The organism is Burkholderia thailandensis E264 (assembly GCF_000012365.1).
Classification (GTDB): Bacteria; Pseudomonadota; Gammaproteobacteria; order Burkholderiales; family Burkholderiaceae; genus Burkholderia; species Burkholderia thailandensis.
This window is the reverse complement of the sequence record NC_007650.1, coordinates 339,581-355,857: the sequence shown is the minus strand read 5'-3', so window position 1 is coordinate 355,857 and position 16,277 is coordinate 339,581. Positions and strand designations below refer to the sequence as shown.

Sequence of the window (16,277 nt, the reverse complement as noted above, 5' to 3'; positions counted from 1 at the left end):
CATCATGCAATTCACCGAAGAACACGAAGCGATCTCGCGCACCGTCAGGCGCTTCATCGAGCAGGAAGTCAATCCGTACGTCGACGAATGGGAGGAAGCCGGCATCTTTCCCGCGCACGACGTCTTCAGGAAGCTCGGCGCGCTCGGCATGCTCGGCCTGAGCAAGCCCGCCGCGTTCGGCGGCGGCGGCCTCGACTACAGCTACGAGCTCGTGATGGCCGAGGCGCTCGGCGTCTGCGCGGCGGGCGGCGTGCCGCTCGCGATCGGCGTGCAGACGAACATGGCGACGCCCGCGCTCGCGCGCTTCGGCTCCGATGCGTTGCGCGACGAGTTCCTCGCACCCGCGATCGCGGGCGAGCAGGTGTCGTGCATCGGCGTATCCGAGCCGGGCGCCGGCTCGGACGTCGCGTCGATCCGCACGGCCGCGCGCCGCGACGGCGACGACTACGTGATCAGCGGCACGAAGCTCTGGATCACGAACGGCACGCAGGCCGACTGGATGTGCTGCCTCGCGAACACGTCGGACGGCCCGCCGCACCGGAACAAATCGCTGATCGTCGTGCCGCTGAAATCGAAGGGCGTGCACATCGAAAAGAAGATCCGCAAGATCGGCATGCATTCGTCGGACACCGCGCAGATCTTCTTCGACGACGTGCGCGTGCCGCGCCGCAACCTGATCGGCGAGGAAGGCCACGGTTTCACGTATCAGATGCTGCAATTCCAGGAGGAGCGGCTCTACGGCGCGGCGGCCGCGCTCGTCGTGCTCGATCGTTCGATCGACGAAACGATCGACTACACGCGTGAGCGCAAGATCTTCGGACGGCCGGTGCTCGATCATCAGGTCGTGCACTACCGGCTCGCCGAACTGAAGACCGAGGTCGAGGCGCTGCGCGCGCTCACGTATCGCGCGACCGAGCTGTACGTGCAAGGCGGCGACGTGACGACGCTCGCATCGATGGCGAAGCTGAAGGCGGGACGCCTCGCGCGCGAAGTCACCGATAGCTGCCTGCAGTTCTGGGGCGGCATGGGCTTCGCATGGGAATCGAGCATCGCGCGCACGTACCGCGACACGCGCCTTTTCTCGATCGGCGGCGGCGCGGACGAAGTGATGCTCGGCATCATCTGCAAAAAGCTCGGCACGTTGCCGAGGGAGTGACGCGCGATGACCGTGACGACTTCCTCGACGCCCGCGCCGCTGCATGTCGCACACGCGAACGGCGTCGTGTTCGCGACATTGAATCGGCCTGCCAAGCGCAACGCGCTGAGCGACGATCTCGTCGCGGCGCTCGACGCCGAATGCGAGCGCGCGGCCGGTGACGGCGACGCGCGCGCGTTCGTGCTGCGCGGCGCGGGCGGCACGTTCTGCGCGGGCGGCGATTTCGGCGGCTTCAACGCGATGATGCGCGAGCCGGCGCCCGCCGGCGCCCCCGATCCGATCGCGGCGTCGAACCGCCGGTTCGGCGCGCTGCTCGAGAGGCTCGCGACGTTGCCGATGCCGACGCTCGCCGTTGTCGAAGGCGCGGCGGCGGGCGGCGGTTGCGGACTCGCCGCCGCGTGCGATCGCGTGCTGATCGCGAGCGACGCGTATCTTTCGATGCCCGAGACGTCGCTCGGGCTGCCGCCCGCGCAGATCGCGCCGTTCATCGTCGCGCGCGCGGGCGCCGCGCGCGGCCGCTGGCTGATGCTGACGGCCCGCCGTCTGTCGGCCGCCGATGCGCTGCACGCGGGGCTCGTCGACGCAATCGCGGGCGCGGACGGCATCGAGCGGCTGTTGCGCAGCGAGCTCGCGCGCGTGCTCGCGTGCGAGCCGGCCGCGCAGCGCGCGACGAAACGGATCGTCGCCGATGCACTGCGGCGCGAACGCGGTCGGGTTCTCGACGCGGCCGCCGGCGAATTCGCGGCCGCGCTGCGCTCGGGCATCGTCGCCGAAGGGCTCGCCGCACTGTCCGGCAAGCGCTTGCCCAGTTGGGCAAGCGACGCGCCCGCACTGCCGGAAACGCCATGAGCGCGCGCCGCTTCACCCGGCTCCTGATCGCGAACCGCGGCGAGATCGCGGTGCGCATCGCGCGCACCGCGCGCCGGCTCGGCGTCGCGACGATTGCGGTCCACTCCGCCGCGGACGCGCACAGCCCGCACGTCGCCGCGTGCGACGCGGCGGTGGCGATCGGCGGCGCGACGCCCGCCGAGTCGTATCTGTCGATCGACAAGCTGATCGACGCCGCGTTGGCAAGCGGCGCGCAAGCGATTCATCCGGGCTACGGCTTCCTGTCCGAGAATGCGGCGTTCGCGCGGCGCGTCGCCGATGCCGGCCTCGTGTTCGTCGGCCCGCGCGCCGACGCGATCGACGCGATGGGCGACAAGGCGCGCGCGCGCCGCAGGATGGCCGCGGCCGGCATTCCGATCGTGCCCGGCTACGACGGCGACGACCAGCGCGCGGCGCGCATCCTTTCGGAAGCCGAACGAATCGGTTTTCCGGTGATGCTGAAGGCGGCCGCGGGCGGCGGCGGGCGCGGGATGCGCCGCGTCGCCTCGCGCGACGCGCTGCCCGCCGCGCTGACGCTCGCGGCATCCGAGGCGCAAAAGGCGTTCGGCGACGGCCGGATGATCGTCGAGCGCGCGGTGATCGAGCCGCGCCACGTGGAGGTGCAGGTGTTCGCCGACGCGCACGGGCATGTCGTCCATCTCGGCGAGCGCGATTGCTCGGTGCAGCGTCGCCATCAGAAGATCGTCGAGGAAGCGCCGTCGCCCGCCGTCGACGCCGCGCTGCGCGCGCGGCTAGGCGCGACGGCCGTGGCCGTCGCGCGCGAGATCGGCTACGTCGGCGCGGGCACCGTCGAATTCCTGCTCGATCGCGACGGCCGGTTCTATTTCATGGAAATGAACACGCGGCTGCAGGTCGAGCATCCGGTCACGGAGCTGATCACCGGGCAGGATCTCGTCGAATGGCAACTGCGCGTCGCGCAAGGCGAAGCGTTGCCGCTCGCGCAGCATGACATCCGGCTCGACGGGCACGCGATCGAAGTCCGTCTCTGCGCGGAAGATCCCGCCGACGATTTCCTGCCGCGCACGGGCGAAGTGCTGACATGGCGGCCGGGCCGCCACGCGCGCTGCGATCACGCGCTCGCCGCGGGCCTCGCGATCACCCCGTTCTACGATTCGATGCTCGGCAAGCTGATCGCGCACGGCGGCTCGCGCGCGGAAGCGCTCGACCGGCTCGCGTGCGCGCTCGACGACACGGTGCTGCTCGGCGTGCCGACCAACCGCGCGTTTCTCGCGCGCGTGCTGCGGCATCCGGCGTTCGCCGACGGGCGTGCGGTATCCACCGCGTTCATCGCCGCGCACTTCCCCGACAACGACAGCCGCCGCCGCGCGCCGACGGACGCGGCATGGGCGATCGCCGCGTGGCTGTCGGCCGCCGCCGTCGATCGCGCCGACGCGTTGCCGCCGGCGTGGCGCGGCTGGCGCAGTGGCGCGCCGCTGCCGGTGCCGTATCGGCTGTCGCTGGCGAACGCGAACGCGAACGCTGGCGCGAGCGCGGAGCACGCGGATGCGCGACGCGGCGTCGTGGCGATCGATCGGCTGCGCGCCGTCGTGCGCCCGCATGGCGGCGCACCGATCTCGCTCGACGCGGCCGCCGGGCCCGCCGGCCCGGGCGAACCGTCGACGGTCGAGATCGGCGGCCGCACGCACGCCTACTGCTTCGCGATCGCGCACGGCCGGCTATGGCTGCAAGTCGACGGCGTCGATCATGCGTTCGCGATCCATAACCGCGAAGGCCGGGCGAGCGCCGGCGCGGCCGGCGGCGACGGCGTGCTGCGCGCGCCGATGAACGGCCGCGTGATCGCGGTCGACATCGACGAAGGCGCGACGGTCTCGGCCGGACAAACCGTCATGGTGCTCGAGGCGATGAAGATGGAGCACGCGATCACCGCGCCGTTCGCGGGCCGCATCGCGTCGCTCGGCGCGCGCGCGGGCGAGCAGGTCGCGCCCGGCCAGGTGCTCGCGCAACTCGAACCGCAGGCCGGCTGAGCGCAGCCGCATTCGATACAAGGAGATTTCTCGATGAGCCACCCCGTCGTCGTCACGTGCGCGCTGAACGGCATCTTCACGGACCCGAAGCAGTTCAACGTGCCCGTCACGCCCGAGCAGATGGCGCGCGAGGCGAAAGGCGCGTACGACGCCGGCGCGTCGTGCATGCACGTGCACTTCCGGCGGCAGGAGCCGGACCGCGGCCACCTGCCTTCGTGGGACCCGCGGCTCGCGGCCGAGATCGCGCAGGCGATCCGCGAAGCGTGCCCAGGCGTGATCTTCAATCAGTCGACGGGCATCGTCGGGCCGAACGTCGAAGGCCCGCTCGCGTGCATCCGCGCGATTCGGCCGGAAATCGCCGCATGCAACGCGGGCTCGCTCAACTATCTGAAGGTGAAGGCCGACGGCGCATGGGCGTGGCCGCCGATGCTGTTCGACAACCCGGTCGAGAAAGTCGCGTCGTTCCTGACGACGATGGCCGAGACGGGCGCGGTGCCCGAGTTCGAGTGCTTCGATACCGGCATCGTCCGCTGCATCGACATGTACGCGCGCGCCGGGTTGTTCGCAGGACGATCGAATTACAACTTCGTGATGGGCGTCGAATCGGGCATGCCTGCCGATCCCGAGCTGCTGCCGATCCTGATCCGGCTGCTGCGCCCGGATTCGACGTGGCAAGTCACCGCGATCGGCCGCGCGAACATCTGGGCGCTGCATCGGCGAACGGCCGAGCTCGGCGGGCAACTGCGCACCGGGCTCGAGGACACGTTCTATCTGCCGGACGGCGCGCGCGCGACGTCGAACGCCCAGCTCGTCGACGCGATCGCGGCGATCGCGCGCGAGGCCGGACGCGAGATCGCCTCGCCGCAGGACGCGCGGCGGATACTCGGCACGCGCGCGGAAACCGCGTCGCATGCGTAAGCGCGCCGGGCCGCGCAGGTCGCGGCCGCCGCGGCCCGTGTGCGACCGGCCCGTCGCGGCCATAGCGGAGCATGTGACGACACGGCGGCCGGCGCGACACTGACGGACGCCGCAGCGCGAACGCGCGCGACGCGTCACGCCGCACGCTCGCGATACGCATGACCGAAAGGTGAGTATTTTCGGGAGACGGCCGCAGCCGCTCCGAACCGACGAAAACCGGCGCGCGTCGGCGCTGTTCGAATGCTCCGGGCAGGCCAACCCAACGACACATCGAACCGAGCCCGCGGCCGCGTTGCGCGCCCTCGGCCAGCAAGGAGACGACATTGACCCCGATCGCCCCGGACAACCTGCCGCTCGAACGCCTTCAACACTGGGAGCACGCGCGCGCCGACGAAGTCTGGCTCGTGCAGCCGACGGGCGACGGCGGCGTGCGCCGCTTCACGTGGCGCGCCGCCGTCGACGAAGCGCGCCGCATCGCCGCCTATCTGCGCGCGCTCGATCTGCCGCGCGGATCGAACGTCGCGATCCTGTCGAAGAACTGCGCGCACTGGGTGCTCGCCGATTTCGCGATCTGGCTGAGCGGCCACGTATCGGTGCCGCTCTATCCGACGCTCGGCGCCGAGTCGATCCGGCAAGCGCTCACGCACTGCGAGGCGGCGGCGCTGTTCGTCGGCAAGCTCGACGCGTGGGAGCCGATGCGCGCGGGCGTGCCGCCGCACGTGCGATGCATCGGCCTGCCCTTTCTGCCCGCTGCGTCGTCCGTCGACGCGGCGTGGGACGACATCGTCCGCGACACCGCGCCGCTCGCCGGGCGCGTGACGCGCGCCGCCGACGAGCTCGCGACGATCGTCTACACGTCGGGCACGACGGGCGATCCGAAAGGCGTGATGCTGACGTTCGGCGCGCTCGGATGGTGCGTCGAACCGGTATTCGACCTGATCCCGCTCGGCCCCGACGACCGGATGATCTCGTACCTGCCGCTGTCGCACGTCGCCGAGCGCGGCTACGTGGAAATGCTGTCGGTGCGCGCGGGATTCACGGTCTATTTCAGCGAATCGCTCGATACGTTCATCGCCGATCTGCAACGCGCGCGGCCGACGTTCTTCATCTCGGTGCCGCGCCTATGGGCGAAGTTCCGGCATGCGGTTGCGAGCCGCCTGCCGCCGGGGCCGATTCCCGACGCGATGAAGCCGATGATTCTGCGTCAGCTCGGCCTCGACCAGGTCCGCCTCGCCGCGAGCGCCGCCGCCGCGATCGAGCCCGCGCTGCTCGGCTGGTATCGCGATCTCGGGCTCGAGCTGCTCGAGGGCTACGGGATGAGCGAAGTGTGCGGCGTGTCGCACTCGTGCCGGCGGCACGACATGCGGCCCGGCTACGTCGGCACGCCGGTGCGCGACGTCGAGTGCCGCCTCGCCGAAACGGGCGAGATCGAGATCCGCTCGCCCGGCAACACGCTCGGCTATTACAAGCGCCCGGACCTGAGCGCCGCGCTCTTCACGCCCGACGGCTTCGTGCGCAGCGGCGACAAGGGCGAGCGCGACGCGGCAGGACGCCTGAAGATCACCGGGCGCGTGAAGGAAATCTTCAAGACGAGCAAGGGCAAGTACGTCGCGCCTTCGCCGATCGAGAGCCGGCTCGCGACGCATCCGTTCGTCGACGCGTGCTGCGTGGTCGGCGCGGGGCTGCCGCAGCCGTGCGCGCTCGTGTCGCTGTCCGAAGAGGGCCGCCGGCTCGACGGCCAAGGCCGGCGCGCGGCGCTCGATACGTCGCTCGGCGAGCATCTGAAGCGCGTGAACGCGAGCCTCGACGATCACGAGAAGCTGCGCTTCGTCGTGGTCGTCGATTCGGTCTGGAACGAGACGAGCGGCTTCGTCACGCCGACGTTCAAGGTGCGCCGCAATCGCGTCGAGGCGCGGTACGCGCCGTTTCTCGATGCGTGGGATGCGCGCGGGGCGGCGATCGTCTGGGAATCCGACACGGCTTGACGGGCGTCGCTTCCTCGCCGTCGAAGCGACGTTGCCCGCCGGCCGTCGGCGCTTCGAATAAAGACGGCGAATCAGCTTGCCGATCGCATTCGACAGCGGAGCCTCGGGCCCCTCGAGCGAATGCGCGGGCGCCGGATCGGCCGGGAACGCCAATTCGGCGGCGATGTCGTCCCGCACGATCCGCACGATCCGCACGATCCGCACGATCCGCACGATCCGCACGATCCGTGCGCAATTGCCGAGCGCGACCGCGAACGTTCAGACGAGCGCCAACTTCAACAGGTCGTCGGTCGTCATCACGTCGCCGAACGTGTCGTCGACGGTCGCGAGCGCGGCGCGATGCAGGTCCGCATGCGGCAGCACGCTGCCGTCCGCGCGATCGAGATCGCGCGTCGCGCACGCATCGTCGACGACGATCACGTCGTAGCCGAGCGGCACCGCGTCGCGCGCGGCCCCCGAGACGCATGCATGCGTCATCAGGCCCGCGATGATGAGCGTCCCGACGCCGGCGGCCTTCAGGCGCGCGTCGAGGTCGGTCGTCGGAAACGCGCTGACTGACGTCTTGCGCAGCACCTGATGATTCGCCGCCGGCTGCAGGTCCGCATGGAAGCGCACGCCGTCGCCGTCCTCGGCGAACACCGGGCTGCCGGCGGGCGTCACGTGCTGAATGTGGAACACGCGGATGCCGGCGCGATCGGCGTGCGCGACGAGGCGCTGCGTGTTGCGCAGCGCGCGCTCGCCGTCGGGAATCGGCAGCCTGCCGCTGAAATACTCGTTCTGGAAATCGATCACCAGCAGCGCGGCGCTCGCGGCTTCGATTGCCTGCGGAGCGCCCGCGCCGGCCAGGGTGCGAATGGTGGGATGGCTCATCGTGAATCTCCTCGTGAATGAAGCGCGACGCACGCCCATCGTTCGTCGCTGCGCGTCTCGCCTGCGCGCCGGCGAAACAGACGTCAGTATCCGGACCCGGCCCCGGCCGTGAAAGTGGCCCGAGAGACAACATGTGATAGGATCGGGCCACTTTTCCGCACCGCCGTCTCGTTCGCCATGCATACCGTCGCGGTCATCGCATTCGAAGGCATCAGCCCGTTCCATCTGTCGGTGCCTTGCATCGTGTTCGGCGACGACCTCTCGCGGCTCGGCGTGCCGCGCTACCGCCTGCTGATCTGCGGCGAGAAAAAAGGGCTCGCGCCGACGATGTCGGGCTTCAGCATCGACGTGCCGCACGATCTGTCCGTGCTCGCCGAGGCCGACACGGTGATCGTGCCGGCATGGCGCGCCCCGGACGAGCGGCCGCCCGAGGCGCTGCTGGACGCGCTGCGCGCCGCGCACGGGCGCGGCGCCCGGCTCGTGGGCCTCTGCCTCGGCACCTTCGTCCTCGCGCAAGCCGGCCTGCTCGACGGCCGCACCGCCGCGACGCACTGGGCGTGGGGCGACGATTTCACGCAGAAGTACCCGAAGATCAAGCTCGACCGGAAGGTGCTGTACATCGACGACGGCAACATCCTCACGTCGGCGGGCACCGCCGCGGCGATCGACTGCTGCCTGCATCTGCTGCGCCGCGACCACGGCGCGGACGTCGCGAACCGCGTGGCGCGCCGGATGGTCGTCGCGCCGCACCGGCACGGCGGGCAAGCGCAATACATCGAGCAGCCGTTGCCGAAGGCCACGGCGGGCGACGCGCTGAGCGCGGCGCTCGACTGGGCGATCGAGCATCTCGAACAGCCGCTGTGCGTCGACGCGCTCGCCGCGCGCGCGGGCATGAGCCGCCGCAACTTCACGCGGCGCTTCAAGACGAAGACCGGCACGACCGTCTCGCAGTGGCTGCTGAATCATCGGCTGACGGCCGCGCAGCGGCTGCTCGAAACGAGCGACAAGACCGTCGAGCGCATCGCGGAGAGCGTCGGATTCGGGTCGACCGTGTCGCTGCGGCAGCATTTCACCGCCGCCTATTCGATTTCGCCTGGCGCTTATCGGAAACAGTTCGGGCGCGGCTTCGCCGCTGCGAGCTGACGCACCGGCCGGGCACTCGCCGTCGCTCGGCGGCGGCGAACCGGCAACCCGCGCCGATCGGCAACCGGCCGTTGCGCGCCGCGCGAATCTGATTCCGGCCTCGTCCGCCGGCAAGCGCATCGCGCCCCCGGCACGCGGGCGCGCGCGACACGAATCCGAATGCAGCTCGAATAACGCAATTCAATCCCGCATTGAATCGAAATCTCGCTCGTCCGGCGGCGTGCGAATTCTCTCCATTTATTCGATCGACGCTTATTTCGATTCCGAGAAACCGAGTCATTATCCGATCCCTATTCCGATCCAGCATGAAAAAAGCAGATCGGCTCGCGAGTCGAGTATTTCTTCAGTTTTCGGAATCGTTTCCAGCGCCCGATCGGCCGCCGCCGCATCGTAGCCAGCGCCAAAACCAGCCCCGCTCACCATTCAGCGCAACGAAACGACGAAACGCCGACTAGAAAAGCCGATAGATGCTGGAAACGGTTTCCGGCCTGCTTTATCCATTTACGCATTCAAATCCGCATGCCGCCTCGCTAATTTGTTTTGGTACACCAAACACCTCAGCATTGACGATAGGAAAATTCATATTGAGTTTCGGATATCGCCAATGAAAGATGTACCAAACAATTTACTGAGAGATATCCGATGAGTTCCGGCCAGCCTCCGTCCACGAACGAAGGTGCGAGCCAGCCCGAGGGTGCGATCGGAAGCGCGATTCCCGCGTCTTTTCCTTCCGGTTCGCATGGCTTCGCTCGCCCGACAACGGTTTCGCCCCGCTCCGCCGTCCGTCTCGATCGCCGCATCGCCGCCGTCGTCACGCTGCTTCCCGCGTTGGGCACGGCCGCCGCGATCGCGCTGTGGATCGGCGGTCACGGGCCGGGCGCCGCCGAATGGATCGTGTTCGCGATCTTCTATTTCGCGACCGCGCTCGGGCTCGAAGTCGGCTTTCATCGCCACGTGACGCACAAGGCGTTCAAGGCGAAGCCGTGGGTGCGCGCCGCGCTGATCGCGCTCGGCTCGATGGGCGCGCACGGTCCCGTCAACTGGTGGGCGTCCACGCACCGCCGCCATCATTCGACGAGCGACGGCTGCGGCGATCCGCATTCGCCGCACCTGTCGGGCGACGGCATCGGCGGCCGGCTCAAGGGCCTCTATCACAGCCACATGGGGTGGCTGTTCGTCGGCGAATCGACACGCCCGGCGGGCTGGGAGAAGTACGTGCCCGACCTCTATCAGGACCCGCTCGTGTTCCGGCAGCACATGGCGTACTACCGCTGGGTCGCGATCGGGCTCGTGCTGCCGCCGTTCGTCTGCGGGCTCGCGTCGCGCTCGTGGATGGGCGTGCTGCTCGGCTTCCTGTGGGGCGACATGGCGCGCATCTTCGCGGTCAGCCACTGTATCTGGGCGCTGAACTCGCTGTGCCACGTGATCGGCCGGCGCGACTTCCACACGACCGCGCACGACCGCAGCCGCAACAGCCTGCTGCTCGCGATCCCGACGTTCGGGCAGGGCTGGCACAACAATCATCACGCGTTCCCCGCGTCCGCGTTCACCGGGCTGCACTGGTGGCAGATCGATCCGGGCGGGCTGTTCGTGCGCGTGCTGGAACGCCTGCACCTCGTCTACGACGTGCATCGCCCGAACGCGGAACTCATCGAAAAGAAGCGCATCGCACCATGAACGAATCTCCACGGGAGCCACGAAAATGAAGAGCGCCACCCTGAAAGCAGTGGAAATCGAAGCACGAAGCCACGAGGAAATCATCGACTGGATGACCGGCTATCTGGCCGCCAGACTGCGCACCGACAGCAGCGCGATCGACGCGAACAGACAGTTCATCGAATACGGCCTCGATTCGGCCGACGCGATGAAGATGGTCGGCGATCTCGAGGACTATCTCGGCTTCGAACTGTCGCCGAGCCTGCCCTATCAATATCCGACGATCGACGCGCTCGCCCGCGCGCTCGCCGATCTGTCGGCCGGACGATAGGGAGAGCGAACGATGACCGTCCATCTCGAAAGCCGCGAATCCGTCGCGCCGAATCGCGGCGCGCCGTACGGCGCGTCCGCCGACGCGATCCAGTACCACTACGACATCGGCAATGCCTTCCTCGCGCTCGCGCAGGAACGCGGCCGCAACTACTCGTGCGCGATGTACGAGGAAGGCGATACGCACGAGCAGGCGCAGATCCGCAAGCTCGACTATCACATCGCGCAGATCCGTGCGCACGGTGCGGCGCGCGTGCTCGATATCGGCTGCGGCTGGGGCGCGCTGCTCGACCGGCTCGTGACGGTCGCCGGCGTGAAGCAGGCCGTGGGCCTCACGCTGTCGAACGAGCAGATCCGCTACATCGGCGAGCAATACCCGCATCCGAACGTCGACGTGCTGCTGCGCAACTGGCAGGACTACGAGCCCGAGCAGCCGTTCGACGGCATCATCTCGCTCGGCGCGTTCGAGCACTTCGCGAAGATCGACGAAGACAAGGTGCAGGCGTACCGGCACTTCTTCAGGAAATGCCATGACTTCCTGAAACCGGGCGGGCGCCTTTCGCTGCAGACGATGGGCTACGGCGACGTGCCGCGCGAGCGCCGGCATTCGGACCTCTTCATCGCGCGCGAAGTCTTTCCGGAATCGGATCTGCCGTATCTGGCCGATATCGTGCGCGCCTGCGAGATGCTGTTCGAAGTCGAACTCGTGCGCAACGATCGCCACGATTACGTGAAGACGATGCGCGCGTGGTTCGAGAACCTGCGCGCGCATCGCCGCGAGGCGCTCGAGCTCGCGCCGCTCGACGTGGTCGAGCGCTACGAGCGGCTTTACCGGACGATGAGCTATTCGTTCGATCTCGGCGCGTTCGTGCTGTATCGAATCACGTTCCGGCGCATCGAGCCGAACCGGATCGACGCCGGCGCGCGGCATCGGGCGGCGCTCGCATGAAGCACGCGAGCGCCGAGAGCCCCGAGAGCACCGGCTGCGCCGAAACGCCGGCACGCGCGCCGGCCGGCTCGGCGGCGGATACGGCCGCCCCGCCCGCGCCCGACGGGCGCGCGTCCGGCCATCTGTCGCGCGCGTCGTCCGCGCGCCATCTGGGCGTCGCGGCGCTCCCCGCCGCCGGCACGGCCGCCGCGATCGCGCTCTGGGCGGGATTCGGCCTCGCGCCCCGCGCGCAGGACATCGCGATGCTCGCGGTCTTCTACGTGCTCAACATCCTCGGCATGGAGCTCGCGCTGCACCGCTATTTCGCGCATCGCACGTTCAAGGCTAAGCCGCCCGTGAAGATCGCGCTCGCGATCCTCGGCTCGCTCGCGTACATGGGGCCGCTGATGTGGTGGGTGGCGATCCACCGCCTGCATCACGCGAACGCCGACCGGCCGGGCGACCCGCACACGCCGCAACTCGGCGGGCGCGGCTTCGTCGGCCGCGCGAAGGGCATCCTGCACGGGCACGTCGGCTGGCTGTTCGATCCTTCGTCCGCGCGCCCGAAGGGCTGGAACCAATATGCGAACGACATGTACCGCGACCCGGCGCTGCTGCGCATCCATCTCGCGTACGACTACTGGCTGCTGCTCGGCCTGCTGCTGCCGGCCGCGATCGGCTGGCTGCTCGATCCTTCGTGGCGGGGCGCGCTGCTCGGCCTGCTGTGGGGCGGCACCGTGCGGATCTTTCTCGCGACCAACGCGATCTGGGCGGTCAATTCGATCGGCCACGCGCTCGGCGGCCGGCGGCCGTTTCCCGGCCGCGACCAGAGCCGCAACGCGGCGTGGCTCGCGCTCGTCACGCTCGGCGCGGGCTGGCACAACAACCATCACGCGTTTCCGCAGTATGCGAGCACGCGCCTGACCCGCTGGCAGATCGACGTGACCGGCATGCTGATCGCGCTGCTCGAACGGCTGGGGCTCGTGTGGGACGTTCAGCACCCGGACCGGGACGCGGTTCGCGAACGGCTCGCGAACGCGCGGCGCGACGACGCGTAGCCCGCGCCGGCCTTTTCTTCGAACCCGACCGGATCTCGCGATGACGATTCTCAGGATCTTCGATGCGCGCGTGCACGTGTTGCCGGACGTCGTGGCGAAGCTCGTCTGGAAGAACTACGCGCGCGACGCGTGGAAGATCCGCTACGAGCTGCTCGCCGAGCAATCGATCGCCTTCCTGAAGGCGCACGGCGTCGCGCGCGCGGCCGGCATCTGCTACGCGGGGCAGCCGGGCATCGCGCCGTTCCTGAACGACTTCGTCGCGCAACTGGCGTCGCGGCATCCGGCGTTTCTCGTGCCGTTCGGCACCGTGCATCCGCATGACCGCGACGCCGCGCGCGAGACGGCGCGCGCGCTCGACGAACTCGGCTTCGCGGGCCTGAAGATCCATTGCCACCTGTTGAAGATCGCGCCGGACGACGACGCGCTCGCGCCGATTTTCGAAGCGCTCGCCGAGCGCGGCAAAGTGCTGAACCTGCATTCCGGCGCGTTCGCGAAAAACAATGCGCAAATGGACGAAATCCGCCGCTTCTGCAACGTCGAGCGGTTCCGGCGCGCGATGCGGCGCGCGCCGGAGCTGAAGGTCGTCGTCCCGCACATCGGCTATGACGAAGTGCAGGCGTACCTCGATCTGCTCGACGAATTCCCGAACCTGCATTTCGATACCGCGATGGCGTTCGGCGGCCACCGCATCGCGACGGGCGAGGCCGTGCCCGACGTGCGGCCGCTGCGCGAGACGCGCTATGCGCGCGGCGCGCATCCGCGGCTGCCCGCGCCGTGGAAGCCCGCGCTCGAGCAACTGGTGCCGCAGATGTGTGATCGCCCGGATCGCTTCCTGTACGGCAGCGATTTCCCGCTGATTCCGTACGACTGGGATGTCGAGATCGAGCAACTGAAGCGCTACCTGCCGGCGGACGTGCTGCGCAAGGTGCTATGGGACAACGCCAGCGCGCTGTTCGACGGCGATGCGCATCGCGCGAGCGATGCGAACGACGCCGGTGCGCGCGAGGACGCTTCGGCCGCCGCCCCGGTCTCGGCCGGCCAACCAGCCGCGGAGCCGACACGATGACACATCCGCCCGATACGACGACCGCCGACGCGTTCGCCGATTTCGTCGAACTCATGCGATATCGCGCCGCGCATCAGCCCGATCTGCCTGTCTACACGTTCGTCGCCGGCGGCGATCGCGACGAACGGCATCTCACATGCGCGCAGCTGGACAGGCGTGCAAGCGCCGTGGCGGCCGCGCTATCGGAAATCGCCCGGCCCGGCGAGCGCGTGCTGCTGCTGTTTGCGCCCGGCATCGACTATATCGCCGCGCTGTTCGGCAGCATGTACGCGGGCGTCGTGGCCGTGCCCGCGTATCCGGTCGAGCCCGCGCAGCCCGAGCGCACATTGCGGCGGCTGCTCGGCATCGTCGCGGATTGCGCGCCCGTCGCGGTGCTGTCGACGACGGCCGTGCGCGACGACATGAGCCGCGTCGAAACCGGTTCGCCCGTGCTGCGCGGCCTGCGCTGGATCGAGATCGACGCGCTCGCGCCCGGCGACGATGCCGCGCACGGCGCGCCGCGCGCGGCCGACCCTCGCGTGCCCGTCTACCTGCAATACACGTCGGGTTCGACCGGCGCGCCGAAGGGCGTGATGATCAGCCATCAGAACCTGCTGCACAACTCGGCGCTGATCGCACGCCGCTTCGAGCATGGCGCGAGCAGCCGCGGCGTGATCTGGCTGCCGCCGTATCACGACATGGGCCTGATCGGCGGCATCCTGCAGCCGCTGTACGTCGGCTTTCCGGTGACGCTGATGTCGCACGTCGATTTTCTCAAGCACCCGCTGCGCTGGCTGCGCGCGATCGGCGAGCGGCGCGCGACGACGAGCGGCGGGCCGAACTTCGCGTATCAGATGCTCGCGACGATGCGCATCGCCGACGCCGATTTCGACAAGCTCGACCTGCGCTCGTGGGACGTCGCGTTCGTCGGCGCGGAGCCGATCCGGCCCGCCACGCTGCACGCGTTCGCGCAGCGCTTCGCGCGCTGCGGCTTCGATGCGCACGCGTTCTATCCGTGCTACGGCCTCGCCGAGCACACGCTGTTCATGACGGGCGGACTGAAATCGCAGCCGCCCGTCGTCGCGCACGCGCCGGGCGACGCGCAGCAGCCGCGCGCATCCGACCGCGCCGACGATGCCAACGATGCCAACGATGCCGACCAGGCCGGAGACGGGCGGCAAGCAAGCGCGCGCGCGGCGATCGGATGCGGCGACGCGGCCAGCGACAGTTTGGTGCTGATCGTCGATCCCGACACGCGCGTTCCGTGCGATGATGGCCGGGTCGGCGAAATCTGGGCGCAAGGGCCGAGCGTCGCGCTCGGTTACTGGAACAATCGCGCGCTCAGCAAGCAGACCTTCGAGGCCGAGCTGCCCGGCTACGAAGGGCGATTCCTGCGCACCGGCGATTACGGCTATCGGTCGGGCTCCGAAGTGTTCGTCACCGGGCGGCTGAAGGACATGATGCTGATTCGCGGCGCGAATCATTATCCGCACGACGTCGAGGCGACGATCGAGGCGCTCGACGCCGAGCTGTTCCGTCCCGGCGGCTGCGCGGTGTTCGCGCTCGATACCGGCGCGGCGCCGCAAGTGACCGTCGTGCGCGAGCTGCGGGCGCGCTATTTGAAGGCGTTCGGCGACGGCGGCCACGAAGCCGGCCACACGCCCGACGCGCTGTTCGGCAGGCTGCGTCAGGCAATCAACCGGCACCACGGCATTGCGGTACACCATATCGTCTTCACGTCGCCTTCGGCGATACCGAAGACGACGAGCGGAAAGGTCCAGCGGCACGCCTGTCGCGAACTGTTTCTCAACGACACGCTGCCGGTGATCACCCAGTGGCGCGCGCCGTGCGGCGCGCCGAACGACATCCGGAACATCTGACGAGGAACACGGCATGCAAGAGAAACTGGACGCGGACTACTTCAACCGATTCGGCGCCGACTATCTGCCGGGCCTGCTCGGCGTCGTGATCAAGCAGGTCGAGAAAAACCACGTGCTCGCCGAGCTGACGATCCGCCAGGCCGTGCTCGCGCACGGCATCCTGCATGCGGGCACGATCGTGAGCCTCGCCGATACCGCGTGCGGCTACGGATGCCTCGCGAGCCTGCCGGAGGGCGCGTCCAGTTTCAGCACGCTCGAGCTAAAGAGCAATTTCATGGGCACCGCGCGCGACGGCGTGATCGTCTGCGACGCGCGCGCGATCCACAGCGGCCGCACGACGCAGGTCTGGGACGCGACCGTCCGGCATCGCGAGACGGACAAGCTGCTCGCGACGTTCCGCTGCACGCAGATGATCCTCTGGCCGACGAAGTAAAT

At 69.0% G+C, this 16,277-nt stretch carries 14 protein-coding genes; 13 read left to right on the top strand and 1 reads right to left on the bottom strand.

Going from position 1 to position 16,277, the window contains the following annotated elements:
- Positions 1 to 4 precede the first annotated feature (4 nt).
- The 5 genes from BTH_RS01495 to BTH_RS01475 all read left to right on the top strand — a co-directional run bounded on the left by BTH_RS01495 (position 5) and on the right by BTH_RS01475 (position 6,932).
- Positions 5 to 1,156: an acyl-CoA dehydrogenase family protein gene (locus BTH_RS01495; protein ID WP_009895084.1), complete on the top strand. Its 1,152-nt coding sequence runs from the start codon at positions 5 to 7 to the stop codon at positions 1,154 to 1,156.
- 6 nt (positions 1,157 to 1,162) lie between these two features.
- A complete protein-coding gene (locus tag BTH_RS01490) occupies positions 1,163 to 2,005 on the top strand; it encodes an enoyl-CoA hydratase/isomerase family protein (RefSeq protein ID WP_009895082.1) in 843 nt (280 codons plus the stop codon).
- Positions 2,002 to 4,029, top strand: a complete 2,028-nt coding sequence (locus BTH_RS01485) for a biotin carboxylase N-terminal domain-containing protein (protein ID WP_009895080.1) — start codon at positions 2,002 to 2,004, stop codon at positions 4,027 to 4,029. Before BTH_RS01490 ends, BTH_RS01485 begins: the two co-directional genes overlap by 4 nt.
- Before the next feature lie 33 nt (positions 4,030 to 4,062).
- Entirely contained in the window at positions 4,063 to 4,947 is an 885-nt protein-coding gene (locus BTH_RS01480; RefSeq protein WP_009895078.1) for a 3-keto-5-aminohexanoate cleavage protein, read from the top strand.
- 323 nt (positions 4,948 to 5,270) lie between these two features.
- Positions 5,271 to 6,932 carry an AMP-binding protein gene (locus BTH_RS01475; protein ID WP_009895077.1) on the top strand — a complete coding sequence of 554 codons (1,662 nt, stop codon included), beginning with the start codon at positions 5,271 to 5,273 and terminating at the stop codon, positions 6,930 to 6,932.
- Positions 6,933 to 7,190: 258 nt separating this feature from the next.
- Here the strand turns inward: BTH_RS01475 and BTH_RS01470 are convergent, their stop codons facing one another.
- The gene (locus tag BTH_RS01470; protein ID WP_009895076.1) at positions 7,191 to 7,802 is read right to left on the bottom strand and encodes a cysteine hydrolase family protein; all 612 of its coding nucleotides are present in this window, start codon (positions 7,800 to 7,802) and stop codon (positions 7,191 to 7,193) included.
- Positions 7,803 to 7,979: 177 nt separating this feature from the next.
- Between BTH_RS01470 and BTH_RS01465 the strand changes: the two genes are divergently transcribed.
- From BTH_RS01465 to BTH_RS01430, 8 genes are all read left to right on the top strand, one after another.
- The gene (locus tag BTH_RS01465; protein ID WP_009895075.1) at positions 7,980 to 8,945 is read left to right on the top strand and encodes a GlxA family transcriptional regulator; all 966 of its coding nucleotides are present in this window, start codon (positions 7,980 to 7,982) and stop codon (positions 8,943 to 8,945) included.
- 642 nt (positions 8,946 to 9,587) lie between these two features.
- A complete protein-coding gene (locus BTH_RS01460; RefSeq protein WP_009895074.1) occupies positions 9,588 to 10,622 on the top strand; it encodes an acyl-CoA desaturase in 1,035 nt (344 codons plus the stop codon).
- A 25-nt stretch (positions 10,623 to 10,647) separates the two neighbouring features.
- The gene (locus BTH_RS01455) at positions 10,648 to 10,932 is read left to right on the top strand and encodes an acyl carrier protein (protein ID WP_009898666.1); all 285 of its coding nucleotides are present in this window, start codon (positions 10,648 to 10,650) and stop codon (positions 10,930 to 10,932) included.
- A 12-nt stretch (positions 10,933 to 10,944) separates the two neighbouring features.
- Positions 10,945 to 11,880 carry a class I SAM-dependent methyltransferase gene (locus BTH_RS01450; protein WP_009895072.1) on the top strand — a complete coding sequence of 312 codons (936 nt, stop codon included), beginning with the start codon at positions 10,945 to 10,947 and terminating at the stop codon, positions 11,878 to 11,880.
- On the top strand, positions 11,877 to 12,917 hold the full coding sequence (locus BTH_RS01445; RefSeq protein WP_009895070.1) for an acyl-CoA desaturase: 1,041 nt from the start codon (positions 11,877 to 11,879) through the stop codon (positions 12,915 to 12,917). Before BTH_RS01450 ends, BTH_RS01445 begins: the two co-directional genes overlap by 4 nt.
- Positions 12,918 to 12,957: 40 nt before the next feature.
- Positions 12,958 to 13,983, top strand: coding sequence for an amidohydrolase family protein (locus BTH_RS01440; RefSeq protein ID WP_009895068.1), 1,026 nt, complete (start codon positions 12,958 to 12,960; stop codon positions 13,981 to 13,983).
- Positions 13,980 to 15,842 (top strand): fatty acyl-AMP ligase, encoded by a 1,863-nt coding sequence (locus tag BTH_RS01435; protein ID WP_009895066.1) that lies wholly within the window; start codon positions 13,980 to 13,982, stop codon positions 15,840 to 15,842. Before BTH_RS01440 ends, BTH_RS01435 begins: the two co-directional genes overlap by 4 nt.
- Positions 15,843 to 15,855: 13 nt before the next feature.
- Positions 15,856 to 16,275, top strand: coding sequence for a PaaI family thioesterase (locus BTH_RS01430; RefSeq protein ID WP_009895064.1), 420 nt, complete (start codon positions 15,856 to 15,858; stop codon positions 16,273 to 16,275).
- Positions 16,276 to 16,277 lie beyond the last annotated feature (2 nt).

Bases quoted from the DNA above. Each gene is read 5' to 3' on its own strand.
- BTH_RS01495 (WP_009895084.1), top strand. From the start codon at position 5: ATGCAATTCACCGAAGAACACGAAGCGATCTCGCGCACCGTCAGGCGC.
- BTH_RS01490 (WP_009895082.1), top strand. From the start codon at position 1,163: ATGACCGTGACGACTTCCTCGACGCCCGCGCCGCTGCATGTCGCACAC.
- BTH_RS01485 (WP_009895080.1), top strand. From the start codon at position 2,002: ATGAGCGCGCGCCGCTTCACCCGGCTCCTGATCGCGAACCGCGGCGAG.
- BTH_RS01480 (WP_009895078.1), top strand. From the start codon at position 4,063: ATGAGCCACCCCGTCGTCGTCACGTGCGCGCTGAACGGCATCTTCACG.
- BTH_RS01470 (WP_009895076.1), bottom strand. From the start codon at position 7,802: ATGAGCCATCCCACCATTCGCACCCTGGCCGGCGCGGGCGCTCCGCAG.
- BTH_RS01465 (WP_009895075.1), top strand. From the start codon at position 7,980: ATGCATACCGTCGCGGTCATCGCATTCGAAGGCATCAGCCCGTTCCAT.
- BTH_RS01460 (WP_009895074.1), top strand. From the start codon at position 9,588: ATGAGTTCCGGCCAGCCTCCGTCCACGAACGAAGGTGCGAGCCAGCCC.
- BTH_RS01455 (WP_009898666.1), top strand. From the start codon at position 10,648: ATGAAGAGCGCCACCCTGAAAGCAGTGGAAATCGAAGCACGAAGCCAC.
- BTH_RS01450 (WP_009895072.1), top strand. From the start codon at position 10,945: ATGACCGTCCATCTCGAAAGCCGCGAATCCGTCGCGCCGAATCGCGGC.
- BTH_RS01445 (WP_009895070.1), top strand. From the start codon at position 11,877: ATGAAGCACGCGAGCGCCGAGAGCCCCGAGAGCACCGGCTGCGCCGAA.
- BTH_RS01440 (WP_009895068.1), top strand. From the start codon at position 12,958: ATGACGATTCTCAGGATCTTCGATGCGCGCGTGCACGTGTTGCCGGAC.
- BTH_RS01435 (WP_009895066.1), top strand. From the start codon at position 13,980: ATGACACATCCGCCCGATACGACGACCGCCGACGCGTTCGCCGATTTC.
- BTH_RS01430 (WP_009895064.1), top strand. From the start codon at position 15,856: ATGCAAGAGAAACTGGACGCGGACTACTTCAACCGATTCGGCGCCGAC.